Source organism: Sphingobium sp. B11D3D (assembly GCF_025961755.1).
Taxonomy (GTDB): domain Bacteria; phylum Pseudomonadota; class Alphaproteobacteria; order Sphingomonadales; family Sphingomonadaceae; genus Sphingobium.
The window spans coordinates 2,889,568-2,907,593 of record NZ_JAOQOG010000001.1 but is presented as its reverse complement, the minus strand read 5'-3'; the positions used below and the strand labels follow the sequence as shown (position 1 = coordinate 2,907,593).

Annotated in this window: 16 protein-coding genes; 11 read left to right on the top strand and 5 right to left on the bottom strand. The window is 63.7% G+C overall.

The window, feature by feature from the left end; translation table 11 throughout:
- Positions 1-87: 87 nt before the first annotated feature.
- Genes M2334_RS13760 through lepA form a run of 3 tightly spaced genes read right to left on the bottom strand, consistent with a single transcriptional unit; the run spans position 88 to position 2,454 of the window.
- On the bottom strand, positions 88-282 hold the full coding sequence (locus M2334_RS13760; protein ID WP_181558813.1) for a hypothetical protein: 195 nt from the start codon (positions 280-282) through the stop codon (positions 88-90).
- A 40-nt stretch (positions 283-322) separates the two neighbouring features.
- Positions 323-637: an alkylphosphonate utilization protein gene (locus tag M2334_RS13755; protein ID WP_264605713.1), complete on the bottom strand. Its 315-nt coding sequence runs from the start codon at positions 635-637 to the stop codon at positions 323-325.
- Positions 634-2,454, bottom strand: coding sequence for a translation elongation factor 4 (gene lepA / locus M2334_RS13750; RefSeq protein WP_264605712.1), 1,821 nt, complete (start codon positions 2,452-2,454; stop codon positions 634-636). The genes M2334_RS13755 and lepA overlap by 4 nt, the downstream gene beginning before the upstream one ends.
- A gap of 211 nt (positions 2,455-2,665) precedes the next feature.
- On the opposite strand from lepA, the gene M2334_RS13745 reads away from it, so the two are divergent.
- The 5 genes from M2334_RS13745 to M2334_RS13725 all read left to right on the top strand — a co-directional run bounded on the left by M2334_RS13745 (position 2,666) and on the right by M2334_RS13725 (position 9,451).
- Positions 2,666-3,427, top strand: coding sequence for a CsgG/HfaB family protein (locus M2334_RS13745; RefSeq protein WP_264605711.1), 762 nt, complete (start codon positions 2,666-2,668; stop codon positions 3,425-3,427).
- A gap of 167 nt (positions 3,428-3,594) precedes the next feature.
- On the top strand, positions 3,595-4,893 hold the full coding sequence (locus tag M2334_RS13740) for an FAD-dependent oxidoreductase (protein WP_264605710.1): 1,299 nt from the start codon (positions 3,595-3,597) through the stop codon (positions 4,891-4,893).
- Between the two features lie 80 nt (positions 4,894-4,973).
- Positions 4,974-6,092 carry a type I restriction enzyme HsdR N-terminal domain-containing protein gene (locus M2334_RS13735; protein ID WP_264605709.1) on the top strand — a complete coding sequence of 373 codons (1,119 nt, stop codon included), beginning with the start codon at positions 4,974-4,976 and terminating at the stop codon, positions 6,090-6,092.
- Between the two features lie 460 nt (positions 6,093-6,552).
- Complete coding sequence (locus M2334_RS13730; RefSeq protein ID WP_264605708.1) at positions 6,553-8,721, top strand: TonB-dependent receptor; 2,169 nt, start codon at positions 6,553-6,555, stop codon at positions 8,719-8,721.
- Between the two features lie 127 nt (positions 8,722-8,848).
- Positions 8,849-9,451, top strand: coding sequence for a nuclear transport factor 2 family protein (locus tag M2334_RS13725; RefSeq protein ID WP_264605707.1), 603 nt, complete (start codon positions 8,849-8,851; stop codon positions 9,449-9,451).
- 43 nt (positions 9,452-9,494) lie between these two features.
- Here M2334_RS13725 and M2334_RS13720 read toward each other — a convergent pair whose 3' ends face one another.
- A complete protein-coding gene (locus tag M2334_RS13720) occupies positions 9,495-10,910 on the bottom strand; it encodes an AtzE family amidohydrolase (protein WP_264595052.1) in 1,416 nt (471 codons plus the stop codon).
- A complete protein-coding gene (locus M2334_RS13715; protein ID WP_264572156.1) occupies positions 10,907-11,119 on the bottom strand; it encodes a DUF4089 domain-containing protein in 213 nt (70 codons plus the stop codon). Before M2334_RS13715 ends, M2334_RS13720 begins: the two co-directional genes overlap by 4 nt.
- A 231-nt stretch (positions 11,120-11,350) precedes the next feature.
- Between M2334_RS13715 and M2334_RS13710 the strand changes: the two genes are divergently transcribed.
- The 6 genes from M2334_RS13710 (at position 11,351) to M2334_RS13685 (ending at position 18,026) form a co-directional block, all read left to right on the top strand.
- Positions 11,351-12,961, top strand: a complete 1,611-nt coding sequence (locus M2334_RS13710) for a CocE/NonD family hydrolase (protein WP_264595051.1) — start codon at positions 11,351-11,353, stop codon at positions 12,959-12,961.
- The gene (locus tag M2334_RS13705; RefSeq protein WP_264574548.1) at positions 12,958-14,253 is read left to right on the top strand and encodes a cytosine deaminase; all 1,296 of its coding nucleotides are present in this window, start codon (positions 12,958-12,960) and stop codon (positions 14,251-14,253) included. Before M2334_RS13710 ends, M2334_RS13705 begins: the two co-directional genes overlap by 4 nt.
- On the top strand, positions 14,253-15,416 hold the full coding sequence (gene argE, locus M2334_RS13700; RefSeq protein ID WP_264574549.1) for an acetylornithine deacetylase: 1,164 nt from the start codon (positions 14,253-14,255) through the stop codon (positions 15,414-15,416). The genes M2334_RS13705 and argE overlap by 1 nt, the downstream gene beginning before the upstream one ends.
- A 180-nt stretch (positions 15,417-15,596) precedes the next feature.
- Positions 15,597-16,466: a bifunctional 5,10-methylenetetrahydrofolate dehydrogenase/5,10-methenyltetrahydrofolate cyclohydrolase gene (locus tag M2334_RS13695; RefSeq protein ID WP_264605706.1), complete on the top strand. Its 870-nt coding sequence runs from the start codon at positions 15,597-15,599 to the stop codon at positions 16,464-16,466.
- Between the two features lie 104 nt (positions 16,467-16,570).
- Positions 16,571-17,278 carry a TetR family transcriptional regulator gene (locus M2334_RS13690; protein WP_181558823.1) on the top strand — a complete coding sequence of 236 codons (708 nt, stop codon included), beginning with the start codon at positions 16,571-16,573 and terminating at the stop codon, positions 17,276-17,278.
- 166 nt (positions 17,279-17,444) lie between these two features.
- Positions 17,445-18,026, top strand: coding sequence for an NAD(P)H-dependent oxidoreductase (locus tag M2334_RS13685; protein ID WP_264574551.1), 582 nt, complete (start codon positions 17,445-17,447; stop codon positions 18,024-18,026).

Sequence of the window (18,026 nt, the reverse complement as noted above, 5' to 3'; positions counted from 1 at the left end):
CCTGATGAGACGCTTGTGCGCCCCGAAGGTTGCCGGACGCTCGCTCGGACGGGCGCCATTTGCTGCTAAGGGATTAGGGGCCGCGCCTTAACGCAGTTTCGCGATCGTCAGCCCGTCCGCCTTGGCGCGGTCCTTCACCGATTCCTCGCTGCGGGTGAGCGCTTTAGCGATGGCTTTCAGCGCCATGCCCTTCTTCGCCAGCGTGTGCAGCTTGTCGATCTCGGCGGCGGTCCACGGCTGGCGATGCCGCTCGAAGCGTCCGCCGGCGTCAGTCTTGGCCATCAGGCTGCACTCCTTTGCGATGGGCGGCCCGGTGCCACGCTCACCGCTTCTTCACGAACTCAGCGCGCAGCACCAGCCCCTTGATGCCCTCATAGCGGCAGTCGATTTCCTGCGGGTCACCGGTGAGGCGGATCGATTTGATCAGCGTCCCGCGCTTGAGCGTCTGCCCCGCGCCCTTCACGGTCAGATCCTTGATCAGAGTGACCTGATCGCCATCGGCCAGCACATTGCCGACCGCGTCGCGCACGTCCACCGCATCGGCCGCGCCCTGCTTGGCGGCCAGTTCGGAAGCCGGCAGCCACTCGCCGCTGGCTTCATCGAACACATAATCCTCGTCGTTAGTCTGCTCGCTCAACTGTCGTCCCCCATTTTGAGCGCGGCGATGAAGGCTTCCTGCGGAATCTGCACAGAGCCATATTCGCGCATCCGCGCCTTGCCCTTCTTCTGCTTCTCCAGCAGCTTCTTCTTCCGGGTGATGTCGCCGCCATAGCATTTGGCGGTCACGTCCTTGCGCATCGCGGCGATGGTCTCGCGCGCGATCACCTTGCCGCCGATCGCCGCCTGAATGGGGATCTTGAAGAGGTGGCGGGGGATGAGGTCCTTCAGCCGCTCGCACATGTGGCGGCCGCGCTCCTCGGCCACGCCGCGATGGACGATCATGGAGAGCGCGTCGACCGGCTCGTTGTTGACGAGGATGCTCATCTTCACGAGGTCGCCTTCGCGCAGGCCGATCTGCTCATAGTCGAAGCTGGCATAGCCCCGGCTGATTGACTTGAGGCGATCGTAGAAGTCGAACACCACTTCGTTGAGCGGCAGTTCGTAGCTCACCTGCGCGCGGCCGCCCACATAAGTGAGGCCGGTCTGGATACCGCGCCGGTCCTGACAGAGCTTGAGGATGCTGCCCAGATATTCGTCCGGCGTGTAGATCGTCGCCTTGATCCACGGCTCGTCGATCCGTTCGATGCGGCTGGGGTCGGGATAGTCCGCCGGATTGTGCAGCAGGATCTCGCGCGCATCCTCGGTCTTCGATTTGCGCAGCTGGATGCGATAGACGACCGAGGGCGCGGTGGTGATGAGGTCGAGGTCATATTCGCGGGTCAGCCGCTCCTGGATGATCTCGAGGTGCAGCAGGCCGAGGAACCCGGCGCGGAAGCCGAAGCCCAGCGCCGCGCTGCTCTCCATCTCGAAGGAGAAGCTGGCGTCATTGAGCCGCAGCTTGGCGATGCTTTCGCGCAGCTTCTCGAAGTCCGCCGCATCGACCGGGAAGAGCCCGCAGAACACCACCGGCTGCACTTCCTTGAAGCCGGGCAGGGGCGTGGTCGCGCCGTTCTTCACGGTGGTGATGGTGTCGCCCACGCGGGTCTGGGTGATTTCCTTGATCTGCGCGGTGATGAAGCCGATCTCGCCCGGGCCAAGCTCGGGCAGCGTCTCGATCTTGGGGCGGAAGCAGCCGACGCGGTCGACCAGATGCTCCGTGCCGCCGATCATGAACTTGATGTTCTGGCCCTTCTTGAGCACGCCGTTGATGACGCGCACAAGGATGACGACGCCGAGATAGGGGTCGTACCAGCTGTCGACCAGCATCGCTTCCAGCGGCTTGTCCCGGTCGCCACTGGGCGCGGGGATTTTCTTGACGATCGCTTCCAGAATCTCGTCAATGCCGATGCCGGCCTTGGCGGAGGCGAGCACGGCCTCACTGGCGTCGATGCCGATCACATCCTCGATCTCCGCCTTCACCTTCTCCGGCTCGGCGGCGGGCAGATCGATCTTGTTGATGACCGGCACGATCTCATGGTCATGCTCGATGCTCTGGTACACATTGGCCAGCGTCTGCGCTTCCACGCCCTGCGCGGCATCCACGACCAGCAGCGCGCCTTCGCATGCGGCGAGGCTGCGCGAGACTTCATAGGCGAAGTCGACATGGCCCGGCGTGTCCATGAGGTTGAGCTCATAGGTCTTGCCGTCGCTCGCGGTGTAATCAAGGCGCACGGTCTGGGCCTTGATGGTGATGCCGCGTTCCTTCTCGATATCCATGTTATCGAGCACCTGCGCGGTCATCTCGCGATCCGAGAGTCCGCCGGTGCGCTGGATCAAGCGGTCGGCAAGGGTCGACTTGCCATGGTCGATATGCGCGATGATGGAAAAGTTACGGATGTGGGCGAGGTCAGTCATTGCGCGCCGATAGCAGGCGGAAGGGTTCCGGCAAAGCCTTCTGAAAGAGGGCCCGCCGCGACCATTTCATACAAGACATGAGGAGCGCCGCCTGTCATGCGCCGCCGCCGTGCAGTCGTTAACCTTGTGCCGGCATTTTGCTGTGATAAACAGCGGGCCTTGTGGTTCGGCAGGGGCGTCGACTGCATAATCCTTGTGGGTGAGGTAACACATGAAACTATCGATCAAACTGGCGCTGGCGCTGTCCGCGATCGGCCTGGTGGTGCAGCCGGCCATGGCGCAATCCTCGGGCCGCAAGGCGCAGGAAAAGGGCACGCGCGACATCCCGCGTTGCACCAAGAATCTGGGCACCGTCGCCATCGTCGAGCCGGACACGCAGTGGTGGCGCGAGCTGAGCCTCGGCAGCCCCGAAGCGATCCTGCGCATCTTCATCCAGCAGTCCGGCTGCTTCACGCTCGTTAACCGCGGGCGCTCGATGCAGAACCGCGCGATGGAGCGCGCCCTGGCCGATCAGGGTGAGCTGCAGGCCGGCAGCAACATCGGGCGCGGTCAGGTGAAGGCGGCGGACTATTTCCTCCAGCCGGACATCGTGACCTCCAACAAGAATAGCGGCGGCAACGCTCTGGGCGGCATGCTGGGCGGCTTCCTTGGCCGCAGCACGTTCGGCGCGCTGGCCGGCGGCATCAACATCAAGAAGAGCGAAGCCAATGTGACGCTCTCCATCGTGAACGCGCGCACCACGGTCGAGGAAGCGATGACCGAGGGCTATTCGCGCAAGTCGGATCTGAGCTTCGGTGCCGGCGGCGGCGCGGGCTGGTGGGGCGGTTTTGCCGGCGCGGCCGGCGGCGGCTACCAGAACACGGATATCGGCCAGGTCATCGTGCTGGCCTATCTGGATGCCTATACCAAGCTGGTGACCCAGCTCGGCGGTCTGCCCGCCAATGCCTCGGCAGCAGCGCCCGCTGCACGCTGAGCGGCCTCTGTAAATCGATCTGAAAGGGCGGGCCAGATGGTCCGCCCTTTTCGTTTGGGCGCGCCTATCTCTCCACGGGCGTCGTCCTCATGCGCACGGCCCTTGCCTCGCGCGCAGCCTCGGCTAGGCTGCCCTGCGCAAGACACATTTTCTGGAGAGGCCGTTCCATGCGTCATATCGCCATCATCGGGTCTGGCCCTGCCGGCTATTATACCGCGGAAGCCTGCCAGAAGCAGTTCGGCGAGGGTGTGGCGATCGACATCATTGACCGGCTGCCTGTTCCCTTCGGCCTTGTCCGCACCGGTGTCGCGCCGGATCACCAGTCCATCAAGGCCGTATCCCGCCGCTATGAAGCCGTGGCCTTGACCGACACGGTGCGCTTCGTCGGCAATCTCGTCATCGGGCGCGACGTGTCGATCCCGGAACTTCAGGGCCTTTACGATGCCGTGATCCTCGCCACCGGCGCGCCGTCGGATCGCCCGCTGGGCGTGCCCGGCGACGATCTGCCCGGCGTCATCGGCAGTGCCGCTTTCGTCGGCTGGTATAATGGCCATCCCGATCATGCCGATCTCGCACCGCGGATCGACGAGCGGGATGTGGTCATCATTGGCAATGGCAATGTCGCGCTGGATTGCGCCCGCATCCTCGCCAAGACCACGCGCGAGCTTGAGGAGAGCGATGTCGTCGCTCATGCCTATGACATTCTAAAAAAGGCGCAGCCCCGCTCGATCACCATCTTGGGTCGGCGCGGCCCGGCGCAGATCGCGATGACGCCCAAGGAGCTGGGCGAACTCGGCCGGCTGGAGCGCGCCTCCGTCCATGTCGACCCCGCCGATCTGCCGCCCACGTCGGTGGATGAGGCGCTGGAGCCGGGGCAGCGCAAGTCGCTGGCGCTGCTCCGCCAGTTCGCCGAGCCATCGCCCGAGAAGGTGGTGGCGATCCGGTTCGATTTCTTCGTCGTTTCCGAGCGTGTGGAGGGGGAGGGGCGCGTCGAGCGGCTGGTGCTGGAGCGGACCCGGCTCGATGCGCAGCAGCAGAGCATCGGTACCGGCGAGCGCGTGACCATGCCGGCCGATCTCATCATCAGCTGCATCGGCTATCGCACGCCGCCCATTCCCGACGTGCCCTATGACGAGGCGCGCGGCCGCTTCGCCAATGAGGAGGGCCGCATTCGCCCGGGCCTCTATTGCGTCGGCTGGGCGCGGCGGGGGCCGAGCGGCACCATCGGCACCAACAAGCCCGACGGCTTCCTGATCGCCGAAGCCATCGCTGCCGACCAGCCCGCCGCCGCCGGCAAGCAGGGCCGGGCTGGCCTGGATGCGCTGATCGCCGAGCGCGGGCTGGAGATCGTCACCTTCCGCGACTGGCAGAAGATCGACGAAGCCGAAATCGCCCAAGCCCGCTTGGGCGCCCCGCGCGAGAAGTTCGTGCGGATCGCGGATATGGTGAAGGCGGGGCGGGGGTAGGGGCTGAGATGCGGGGGGCACATTATTGAAACTGAAAATCGGAGGGGTCGTTCGCATGCTGGCAAAAAGGGGGAGCCGTAATGCAAATCATCGCCAACACTGTCATTCGGGCAGCGCTTGACTACAATGAGGCCGAAGTCCGATTTTATATCGTCGACCCGATCCTACGGGAACTAGGTTATCCGGACACGGGTAATGTTTATCTAAATTTAGAAGAGAAATTAGAATATCCTTATATCCATATTGGACGGCGGTCTAAGAAGGACCAGCCGCTGGGTTATCCAGACTATCGTGCGGGGATAAAGGGCGCTCGGGGCAGCTTCATCGTCGAAGCAAAAGCGGGTAGCGTTCAAATTTCGCTTCGAGACATCGAACAGGCGCATTCTTACGCTGCTCATGCACAAGTAGGCGCGAATTATTTCGTCCTTTGCAATGGAATAGCTATTTCCGTGTATGAGACACTCTCGGGGCCGGGCTTCGGTCCCATCTCGTTTATTCCTATCGAGGAAATAAATGAGAGATTTCATGAATTAGAAAATATCCTTTCGCCAGAACGTCTCCGTAATAATTGTCGAATTGAGTACGATAAAAAACTGAGAATCTGTGAAGGGCTCGGCTCCAAAGCAGCCATACGATCCGGCCGTTATTTCATGGCGAGCTACGAGTATCGAGTTCTGATGAACGGACAGGACTGCACTGATTTGATCCGGCAAGCCGTTCCTAGCTTTTCGCTCATGGATCAACAGCTCGAACTCATGAAGACCGCCTTTGAACTCCGCGTTTCGGGAGGATACGCGGAGCGCGGATTAGATGGTCGCATTCTGGCTCATGCCAATTTCTCGGGAGCGACAGTCCATAACGATCAAGCTATGGCGATAATCGGGATTAATGAAGTCACGTTCACAACTGCAGATGAATTTATATCGATTGATCCGAATAGTCCAACGATTTTCGAATCATTAAAGGACTTTTCGGTTTCACAAGGTACAGCTTTGCCTCATCTTTTCGGTGGATCAACAGTAACGGATTCAAATTTAGAAGGAAACATTTTCATTAAAGCTGCGATGTACTACCGAGACGGCAAGATGATGGGTCAGTATGTCTCGCTATCAGATCAGTGCATTTTGGTGCTCGGCATTTCCCAACTGCGATTGGAGATGGACATAACTGGCACGTTTGAACTTGTTCTGGACGTATGATGTCGTAAGCGTGCCCCGTCGTGCATCGAATGTGCCCGCCCTCGTCACACCGGCATCGGCATGAGCACGTAAAGCGCAGGCCCCTCTCATTTTAGCAAATCGGCGCTGGGCAGGCTTTACTCCGCTGACATTGATTTGATTATCTTTCGCTCGCCTGTGTTGAGGGCAGCCTTGCCGCTGTCGCGTGGCCGGCGGGAAACTACCGTTTATGGATTGATCCACGCAGGCAGAGCACATTTGAGCCTCTGTCAAAAAATCGTCACGACCCCCTTTACATAAGTAAGCACGCTCTGCATACATACCAACGCCGAACGGGGAGGGCTCAACAGGATAAACATCGCTCACGCTGCGCGTGGGCTCGAGGCGGTAACCGATGTGAGCTCTGGCCTGCGGGCATGACAGGTTTATCTGGAGGAAGCCCACAATGTTGTTTGCACGCAAGCCCGAGGCATCTTTGACGATGTCCCACAAAGCGTTTCTCGCCCTTCTTCTGGCTTCGACGAGCGCGCCGCTGATGGCTGCCGATGCCGCAGACACGGCCGAAGGTGGCGACATCATCGTCACCGCCCAGCATCGTGAGCAGCGTGTCACCGAAGTGCCGATCAGCCTCAGCGTCGTGTCCGGTGCGCAGGCCGCTGAATCCGGCGCGTCGAGCACGCTCGATCTCGCCCGCTTGGTGCCCGGCCTTTCTATCGGCCAGAACTCGGGCGACGGCGACTTCCCCTTCATCTCGCTGCGCGGCGTCGCCATGCGCGACTTTGCCGACACCAATGAGAGCCCGTCCGCCGTCTATGTGAACGAGTTCTACAAGGCGAACCTGATGGGTCTCGATTCCCAGATGTTCGACATCAGCCGCATCGAGGTGCTGCGCGGTCCGCAGGGCACGCTTTATGGCCGCAACGCGACCGGCGGCCTTATCCACTTCATTGCCGCCGCGCCGACCGAGCAGCTCGAGGGGCATGTGTCCGTCACCTTCGCCGAGCGCAATCGCGTTCAGGCCGAGGCTGCGATCAGCGGCCGGCTGTTCGGCAATCTGCTGGGCCGCGTCAGCGTGTTCCGCCACCGCTATGATGGCTACATCAAGAACAATTTCCCCGGCGGGGAAGACGGCAACGCGCTCAACGCCAGCGCCATTCGCGGCCAATTGTCGAACCAGTTCGCGGACAATCTGAGCGCCGAGCTGTTCGTGCAATATTACAAGAACGACAATGAAGCGGGTAACATGTTCACCCACATTGCCGTGACGCAAGACCCGGTGACGGGCCTCTCCACTCGCAATCCGGGCGGCGTCGACTCCTTCGGCTATGGCGACAGCAAGCCGCTGGAGACGAACACCAACTTCGATGCCTATATGCGCTCGGAGCAGTTCACCGCCATCGGCAAGATCAAGGCGGACCTCGGCTTTGCCGAGTTGACCTCCATCACCGGCTTCGAGAAGGGCAAGAAGGACGCGGCGTTCGACAGCGACTCAACGCCCGGTGCACGCTCGACCGAAGTTCACCCGCGCGCCGAGCAGTTCTCGCAGGAGCTGCGTCTGGCGGGCGTGAACGGGCCGCTCACCTGGGTCACCGGCCTTTATTATTTCGACTATAATGTGAACGGCTATCAGCGCCGCACCACCTCGGCCGCCGCCGGGCCGCGCCGTCCGGTCTATTATGATCTGGACAGCGAGAGCTGGGCGATCTTCGGCAATGTCGACTATGCGCTGACCTCGACCCTCACGGCGACCGGCGGCGTGCGCTACACCGAGGAAGACAAGGAATACGACCTCAACAACACGGACACCGGGCCGGTGTTCAACACCACCACGGTGGGTGATCTCGCCAAGCGGAACGATGACAGCACGAGCTTCACGGCGCGGCTGAGCTGGGAACCGCAGCGCGGGCAGCTCTTCTATGCGGGCATGGCGCGCTCGTTCAAGGCGGGCACCTTCAACGTCGGTTACACGTCGCTTCCGCTCTCGGCCATCTCGGTCCGCCCGGAACGGCTGACCAGCTATGAAGCCGGCGCCAAGTTCGCCACCTACGACAATCGCTACAGCATCAGCGGCGCGGTGTTCCATTACCAGTATAAGGACAGCCAAGCCTACCAGTTCGATGGCGTGTCGCTCTCCTCGACCACATTCAACCGCGATGCCGAGATCACCGGTGCCGAAGCCGAGTTCGCGGCAGAGCCGGTGCAGAATCTGCGCCTGCGTGGATCGCTGACCTATCTGGATGCCAAGCTGCTCGACGTGCAGCTGCCCGGCCTCGCCAATAACGGCCCGGTGGTCGATCGGCGGATGCCGCTGGCCCCCAAATGGTCGTGGAACCTTACGGCCAATTATCGCGTGCCGAACGTGCTTGGCGGCACGCTCGGTCTGCAGGGCGACATCGCCTATAAGGGCGTGCAGTATTTCGACGCCTTCAACAGTCCCAGCCAGCGTGAGGCAGCCTACGCCTTGTCAAACGTCCGCCTCTCCTGGACCGATGCAAGCGACTCGCTCACCCTCGCTGTCTTTGCCGAGAATGTGACGGACAAGCGCTATCGCACCGCCGCGTTTGACCTCGCATTCCTCGGCATGGCGACCGAAGTATGGGGCCGTCCGCGCTGGATTGGCGGCAGCATTTCCTATCGCTTCGGCAGCTAGAGCCTCGGGTCGCATCCGATCGCTCAATCGCCGTGGTGTCAGTGCAAGCCGACACCACGGCGATTTACTTTTGGGGCAAGACGCCTGCACATGGGGCGGGCCAAAACACCGGCAAGGGAACCAAGGCATGAGGATCGTCCGAGCATCGCGCAGCCGCTGGGTCTGTATCGCGGCCGCCTGCGCGGTCCTGTCCCCGATGCCGGCCATGACCGAGCAGGCGGCTCGGGCCAAGCCCAGCGTCATCTACACGGGCAAGATGGAGGCGCGCGGCACGACGCGCGCGCAATATCAGCGCCTGATCCTCGATCTCGCCCATGTCTGGGCGGATTGCGATGCGGACCTCATGCGCCGCATTCTGACGGACGACGTCGATTTCTCCTATCCCGGCCGCCGCCTGATCGGTCGCGATGCCGCGCTCGCTGACCTCGAGGGCTTCTGCAAGGTCGCGACCGACCGCAGCATCTACTTCCCCGCCGACGCCTTCTATATCGATGTGCGCAATGGTCGCGTGGCGGCGGAAGTCCAGTTCCGCGTCACCCAGAATGGCGAAAAGCAGGTCGTCAACGACGTGTGGATCGCCACGGTGCGCGAGGGGCGCATCGCGATCATCAAGGAGTATCTGGATGGGCGCGTGCGCCTTCTCCAGGCCGAGGGCAAGCTCACTTATGGCGAGGACGCGCCGTTCCTCACACCCTGGCCGCCCCGGGTGGAGCAGCCGCCAACGCCTTGAAGATTAGCCCTGAGGCTCAGCCCCTGATACCCAGGCCTGAGCTTCAGGCGTTTTCCGACACCGGCGCGCAATGTGCCACGCTGGAGACGGCCACGCCGGCTGCTTCCAGCCGCGCGGCGATCTGGAAGATCTTGGCCTCGGCCCAGGGCGCGGCGATGATCTGGACGCCGACTGGCATGGGGCCGCTGGTCATCACTGGCGCGGTCAGCACGGGCAGGCCGATATAGCTGATCGGCTGGGTGTAGATGCCCACATGCGCGCGGGCGAGCATCTCCTTGCCGCCCAGATTGAGGGTCTGCTGGCCTAGCTTGAGCGCGGCACAGGGCGTGGCAGGGGCAAGCAGCACATCATAGTGCGCGAAGGCCCGGCGCGCCGCCTCGCGGAATCGGTAGCGGAAGCGCTGGGCCTGCACGACGAGGGTGGAAGGGAGCAGCGCGCCGGCGAACAGGCGATCGCGCGTCGCCGGATCGAACTGGTCCGGGCGCTGGCGCAGGGCATCGATGTGCAGATTGCCGCCCTCGGCCGCCGTGATGACGAAGGCCGCATAGCGCGCGATCTCGGCTTCATCGAGCTCGACATAGCGATCCGCATTCAGGGCGTCGGCAACCTTGTCCACGGCTTCCAGCGCGACATCCTCGGCATTGCCCCGGAACCAGCCGCCCAGAACGCCGACGCGAAACGCATCGGTGTCTTCTCCGAGGCGGTCCAGAACCGGCTCAGGCGCTGCCGTCGAGCAAACGGGATCGCGTGGATCCGGCCCTTGCAGCACGTCATAGGCCAGCGCGAGGTCGGCCACGCTGCGGGTCATCGGCCCGATATGATCGAGGCTGGACACGAACGGGAAGGTGCCCGCACGCGACAGGCGGCCATAGGTCGGCTTGAGCCCGAACAGGCCGCAGAAGGAGGCGGGCACGCGGATCGACCCGTTGGTGTCCGATCCCATGCCGATATGCGCAAGGCCCGCTGCGACCGCTGCCGCAGCGCCACCCGACGAGCCCCCGGCGAGCCGCCCGAGATCGTGGGGATTGCGGGTCGGGCCGAAGAAATCATTCTCGGTCGTGAAGCCGTAGGCGAATTCATCCATGTTGGTCGATGCGACGATGATCGCGCCGGCCTCGCGCAGCAGCCTTACGGCGGTCGCGTCTTCGCTGGCGGGCGGGGCCTCGCGGCGCATCTTGGCGCCGGCGAGCGTCACCTCGCCGGCAATGTCGAACAGGTTTTTCACGACGATCGGCACGCCCGCCATGGGGCCGCCGGGCTCGCCGCGCGCAATCGCGGCATCGAGCGCCGCTGCCGCAGCCAGGGCCGACTCGGAAAAGACAGCCGTGCAGCTGTTGATCAGCGGATCGAGCCGTTCGATGCGTGCCAGCATGTCGCGCACCACATCCGATGCGCTGAACGTCCCGGCATTCACCCCGCCGGCGATCTGCGCCGCGCCCATTGCTGCAAAATCGGTCATGGCCGGAACACCGGCGCGGCTTCCAGCGCGGGATCAAGCTCAAGGGCGAGCAACGGGGCACTCTGGACGAGGATGAGGTGAAGATTGTTAATGACGCCCTCGCGATATTCGGCCGGCACCGGCAAGCCGATGATTTCCGGCGCGGCCGCCACATAAACGGCCACTCCGTCCCGATCGCTGATCTGGTTTTGCTTTTGCGTATTCGTCATTTGATCCTTGTCCGGACGACCGGCGGGCTGAAATCTTTGGAAATCAGATGTTTCCTGGTGCCGGTCGGCGCCGGCAGAATCTTTTATGCATAATTTGCTCACTTAGGCAATTGTGCAGTTGCTGCATCGCGATTAGCCTTTGGGTTAAGACAGGCGCGGCGCTGCACCGCGCCGGACCGGAATGCTGGATCGAAAATGATGATGGACACGCGCCCCCCTGAACTCCTCTCCATGACGACGCGTGACGGCGTGCGGCTGGATGCGGACGTGTATCGGCCCGCGCCGGCGGGCGATCACCCCGTGCTGCTGATGCGCCAGCCCTATGGGCGGCGGATCGCGACGACGGTCTGCTTCGCGCATCCGGCCTGGTATGCGGCGCAGGGCTATATCGTCGTGATTCAGGACGTGCGGGGCCGAGGGACATCTGAGGGCGTGTTCGCACTGTTCGAGCAGGAGGCCGCGGACGGCGAGGATGCGATCAACTGGGCGGCGGGGCTGGCCGGATCGACCGGCGCGGTCGGCATGTACGGCTTCTCCTATCAGGGCGTGACCCAGCTCCTCGCTGCGGCGACGCTGCCGCCTGCGCTCCGGGCCATCGCCCCGACGATGGTTGGCTGGGATTTGCGGCAGGACTGGGCCTATGAGAACGATGCCTTCTGCCTCGCCGCCAATATTGGCTGGGCAGTGCAGCTTGCGGCGCAGAACGCCAAGCATGCCGGGGATGCCGACGCCTTTGCCGATCTGGCGCAGGCCGCACGGGCGCTGGCCTTGGGGCATGGCAATCATGCGCGGCCCGACATTCTGCATCGCCATGCCCGTCATGTGCCATTCTACCGCGACTGGCTCGACCGGGATTTTGCGGACCCCTATTGGGCGCGGATATCCCCGTCCGCCCATGCGGATCGCCTGACCCAGAGCGGGCCGCCGGCGCTGTTCGTGACCGGCTGGTACGACACCCATCTTCCCGGCACCGTGGCGGCCTATCGGGCCTATGAGCAAGCGGGACGTGCAGATGCCGCGCTGGTCGTGGGGCCGTGGACGCATTTCCCCTGGGGCCGGCGGCTTGGCGGCAAGGACTTTGGCGAGGCGGCCATCGGAGAGATCGACCAGTTGCAACGGGCGTGGTTCGACCAGCACCTCAAGGGGGAGGGGGAGGCGATTGCGCCCTCCCGCGCCGTGCGACTGTTCGACATGGGGCGCAAAGCCTGGCGGGATTTTCCGGCATGGCCCGGCGAGCAGCAATGCTGGCAGATCGGCAGCGGCGGTCGCGCGGCGCTGGACGAGCGCGACGGCGTTCTGGCGCCGGATTGCGAGACGCAGGCGCCGGCGGATTATCTGGTGCACGATCCCTGGCGCGCCGTGCCGACCACGGGCGGGGCCTTCGGCGCGGTGCCGGGACCGGTTGACCGCACCGATGTGGATGCCCGGCCCGATGTGCTCACCTACACCAGCCCGCCGATGGCGGCGCCCGTGACGCTGGCGGGCGAGACGGTCGCTGCGCTGGAGGTGGCAGCGGATTGCCCGAGTTTCGACCTGAGCTGCATCCTCACCATCGTTGATGAAGCCGGGCGCAGCCATCACCTGTCGGAAGGCTATGCCCATTTCGCGGTCGCATCCGACGGCTCTGCCACTGTGCGCTTGCGCCCGACATGCGCGACAATACCCGCCGGGGCTCTCCTGCGGCTGGCGGTTTCGGCGGCGTCTTTCCCCGCCTATCCCATCAATCCCGGAACCGGCACGCGACCGGTGGATGCCGGCGTGGAGGAAGCGGGCGTGATTACGCTGCGTCTGAACCTGGCCGAAAGCCGGCTGGTGTTGCCGGTGCTGGAGGAAGTGCCATGACGCCTCAGGATTTGCTTCCGCACGATCTCGCGTCGGGCGAGCCCTTCGTCCTGCGCGGCGTGCATGTGCCCGCCACCTTCACGGCTTTTGAGGGCGGCGCGGAGATCGTCACGGCGGACATCGGCATCGAGCAGGGACGGATCGCCTTTGTCGCGCCGTCGCTCGCCGAGACGCCCAGCGCCTGGCGCGACATCCGGCTGGATCGCATGATGGTCTGGCCCTGTTTCGTGGAAGCGCACACGCATCTCGACAGCACGCAGATCTGGACGCGCTCCCCCAATCCCGACGGGACGTTCGGCTCTGCGGCCAGCGCGATCATCGCCGACCGCGAAACCCACTGGACGCCCGATGACATGCGCCGGCGCATGGATTTCGGCCTGCGCTGTGCCTATGCCCATGGTGTGCGCGCGATGCGCACCCACCTTGCCTCCCAGAACGAGCAGATCGAGCAGCGATGGGGGATTTTCTCGGAGGTGCGCGCAGCCTGGGCCGGACGGATCGACCTGCAGGCCGTGCCGCTGATTTCCACCGATGTGCTGGCGGACGATGTCTGGTTCGCGCGGGTGCTCGATGTCGTGCGCCGTCATGGCGGCGTGCTGGGCGGCTTCGCGCATGTCTCGCCGCTGGTCGATGCCAGCCTTGAGCGGCTCTTCGACGCGGCAGACAAATACGGCCTCGCGTTGGACTTCCACGCCGACGAGACGGACGACGCGACCTCGGACATCGTGCGGCGGGTCGCGACGCTCGCCGACCGGCGGGGCGGGGGGATGCAGGTGATGGTCGGCCATTGCTGCAGTCTCGCCGTGCAGGACGAGACAGAGGTGGACCGCACGCTGGACCTGATGGCACGGGCCGGGCTTTCCGTGGTGAGCCTGCCGGGCTGCAATCTCTATCTGCAGGCGCGCGCGCCGGGCCGCACGCCCCGTTGGCGCGGCGTCACCCTGCTGCACGAGATGGCCGCGCGCGACATTCCCATCTGCATCGGCGGCGACAATTGCCGTGATCCCTACAATCCCTATGGCGACTTCAATCCGCTCGAATCCTTTCAGGATGCGGTGCGGATCGCGCATCTCGATCATCCGGTGGGGGACTGGCCGCGCAGCGTCACCACCACGCCCGGCGCGCTGGTCTCGCAGGCGCAGGCGATTGTCGCCGGTGCGCCCGCCGATCTCGTTCTCTACCGGGCGAAGAGCTATAATGAGCTGTTCGTACGCCACGGCGCGGGCCTGCTGGTCATGCGCGACGGCATCTTCATCGATGCCCCCCTCCCTGACTTTAGCGAGCTGGACTGATGCTGGATCACGCTCTCGAAATTCTGGAAACGCTGGTCGCGTTCGACACGACGTCCAGCAAATCCAATCGCGCCCTCATCGATTGGGTCGCCGCGCGGCTCGCCCAGCGAAACATCCCCTATTGGCTGGTAGAGGATGCGGATGGCGGGAAGGCCAATCTGCTCGCGCGGATCGGGCCGGATGTGCCGGGCGGGATTGTCCTGAGCGGACATAGCGATGTCGTGCCGGTCGATGGCCAGCCGTGGACCAGCGATCCCTGGACGGTGACCCGCAGGGAGGGCCGGCTCTACGGGCGCGGCGTGGCGGACATGAAGGGGTTCATCGCGCTGGCGCTCGCGCTGATCGACACGCCGGCGGTGCAATCCCTGCAGCGCCCGCTGATCCTCGCGATCACCTATGATGAAGAGGTCGGCTGCCTTGGCGCGCCGCATCTGCTCGATCAAATGACGGCGTTCGTCCCGGCGCCAGCGCTGGCGATCATCGGTGAGCCGACCAGCATGAAGATATTGTCGGTCCACAAGGGCATGCGGGTGTTCGACGTGACGGTGACTGGGCGGGAAGCGCACAGCAGCCAGCGCGATCAGGGGGTCTCCGCGATTGCCGCTGCTGTCGAGCTGATGAGCCTGATCGGCCAGATGAATGCGCAGGCGCAGGACGCGATCCGGGCCGACGATCCATGCAGCCCGCCGGGTACGACGCTTTCGGTCGGCATCGTCAACGGCGGCACAGCGGCGAACATCCTCGCGCGCCAGTGCACCTTCCGCTGGGATCTGCGCTCGCCCAGCGAGGCCGAAGCCGACGGCTATGAAGCGCGCTTTCGGGCCGCGGCGCAGGCGCTGGATGCCCGCATTCGCGAGCGTGCGCCGGAGGGCGGGGTTGTGATCACCCAACTGGCCAGCGCGCCGCCGCTGGAGCTGGATCGGGACAGCGCCGCTGAATCCTTCGTGCGGTCGTTGACCGGCGATAATGGGCTGAGCGGCGCGGCCTTCGTTGCGGAAGCGGGGCTTTATCAGAAGATCGGCATCCCGGCGGTGCTGTGTGGGCCGGGCTCCATCCTCCAGGCCCACCAACCGGACGAGTGGATCGAGATCGACCAGCTGCGCGCCGGTGCGGACTTCTTGATGCGTTTGGCGGACCGCTTGTCGAACGAGACCAAAGGTTAACGAAACTGGCCCGGCTTATTTGCAAAACATGCTTACTTATGTAAGGGTTCTGGCCGTGCAGAGCTCTCTGCGCGTCCGGCGGTCGCATCGATCCAGCCGGAAGAAGCCGATGATGTGCAGGTGGATCGTGAGACGCCGAACCCTTAACCGCTCCGGGCACGCGCCAAGGACCACCGCGCGATGACGCGGATTGTCGATGGCCACGCTGCCGCCCGGCGCCTGCTAGCGCAAACGGCGCAAAATTCGGCCCTTGCCCAAGCAAGCCTGGGTCGCGCTCCGCGTCTCGCGCTGCTCATGATGGGGGAGGCGGCGCCTGCCCGCGCATATGCCGCGCGCATCGAGGAGTTTGCCGGGCTGGCCGAGGTCGACGCCATGATCGTCACTGGACCCGCCGATGGCTCATTGGAGCAGATGCAGGCGCTGGTGCGCCAGTTGAACGCCGATGAATCGATCGATGGTATTCTGCCGCTCACACCGTTCCCGTCCGGCATCGCGATGGCGGACATCGCTGCAATTCTCTCGAGCCAGAAGGACGTCGATGGCTTGACTCCGCTTAACGCCGGCCAGCTAGCGGCGGGGCTGGAGGGCCTGTTCCCCTGCACGCCACAAGCCGCGGTGCTGCTCGCGGAGGAGGTGCTGGGCGATCTGCGCGGGCTCAATGCCACCGTCGTCGGCGCCTCGGCCAGCGTCGGGCGCCCGCTCGCGCAATTGCTGCTCCAGCGCGGTGTGACCGTGACGATCGCGCATATCGATACGCGCGATCTGGTGGCAGCCTGCCAGACGGCGGACGTGGTGTTCGCCGCGGCCGGCCGGGCGGGGCTGATCGGCGCGCGCCATGTGCGGCCGGGCGCCACGGTTATCGATATCGGCATCAATCTCGTGACGCAGGCAGATGGCAGCCGGCGCATTCTGGGCGATGTCGATCTTGCCGCTGTCGACGGGGTTGCAGCCGTGATCTCGGCCGTTCCCGATGGTGTCGGCCCGCTGACGACGGCATTCCTGCTGGCGAATACCGTGCTGGCAGCGCAAAGGCGGCACGCAGGGGCTTGAGGGGCAAGCGGCGATAGGGTCAACAAGGGGCCGGCGTGGGCCGGGTCATATGAAGAGGATGGGACGTGGCGAGACAACCGAGCGTAAGAGGACCGAAAGCAGCGGTGCGGAAGACTGTCGGCGCGCGTGCCGCCAGGACGCAGGTCGCTGAACCGGCCGACGATGCGAAGGGTCTGCGCCGCACGCGGGATGCGGCTGGCACGCGCAAGAAGATTCTGGAAGCCGCCATCGAGGAATTCGCCGAGCGCGGGCTGAGCGGCGCGCGCATCGATTCGATCGCACAGCGCTCCGGCGCCAACATGCGGATGATCTACCATTATTACGGCAACAAGGAGCAGCTTTACGTCTTCGTGCTCGATCATGTGTATGAGGACATCCGCAAGAAGGAAGCGGCGCTGAATCTCGCGAACCTCGAACCGTATGAGGCGATGATGAAGCTGTTCAACTTCACCTACTCGCACTTTGCGGCCAACCCGCATGTCATCTCATTGTGGACCGGGGAAAACCTGCAGCAGGGCGCCTATCTCTCCACCTCGATGCGCGCGCCGACGCTGAGTTCACCGCTGATGGACGCCATCAAGGAGACGCTTGCGCGGGGCGTGGAGCAGAAGGTGTTCCGCGAGGATATCGATCCGTTGCAACTCTATGTGTCGATGGTTGCGCTGTCCTATTTCCACCTGTCCAACGTCTACACGCTCTCGGCGATCTTCAGCGCCAACCTGCACAGTGAGCGCTGGAAATCGGAACGCCGGCGCCACGCCCAGGAGATGCTGAGCGCCTACCTCCTGTCCAGCGCCAAGCCGGACACATGAGGACGACGCGGGAGACTCATCGGCGCTGTCGGTGTATTTCCGTCTTAGTGCCGGCGCATGTCTCAGCGGTATGAACAGATAAGTCATTGAATCATAACACTGAAAAATAGCAGAGCGGCCAAGTGTCAGTCTTGTCTTAGTAAGCAGTTTATGTATAACTATCGGCATGAAAGTTCATGTCATATATGCCTATCCGCTGAAGACGGGCCTCGCGGTCGACATTCACAACACGGTTGTCTCCAGCCTCATCGAGGCGGGGCACGAGGTCGATGATCTGGATCTCTATGCGGAGAATTTCGATCCGATCCTCAATGAGGAAGACCGGACGATCTATCATGACGTCACGATCAACCAGCGCCGGATCAAGCCCTATGTCGATCGGCTGCAGGCGGCCGATGCCGTGGTGCTCTGCCATCCGGTCTGGAATTTCGGCTGGCCCGCCATGCTCAAGGGCTATTTCGATCGGGTGTTCCTGCCCGATGTCTCGTTCAAGATGATGGACGGCAAGCTGACGCCGGGCCTCGCCAACATCCGCAAGCTGACCAGCGTGACGACCTATGGCGTGGACCGGCTTCGCGCACTCTACCTGTTCGATCCGCCGCGCTCGAATGCCACGCGCTTCCTGCGCGTTGTGTGCAACAAGAAGGTGAAGGTGGATTACCTCGCCCTCTATGGGATCAATAACATGACGGAAGCGCGCGCGGCCAAATTCCTGGCGAAGGTCCGCAAAGAAATGCTGGCTTTCTGA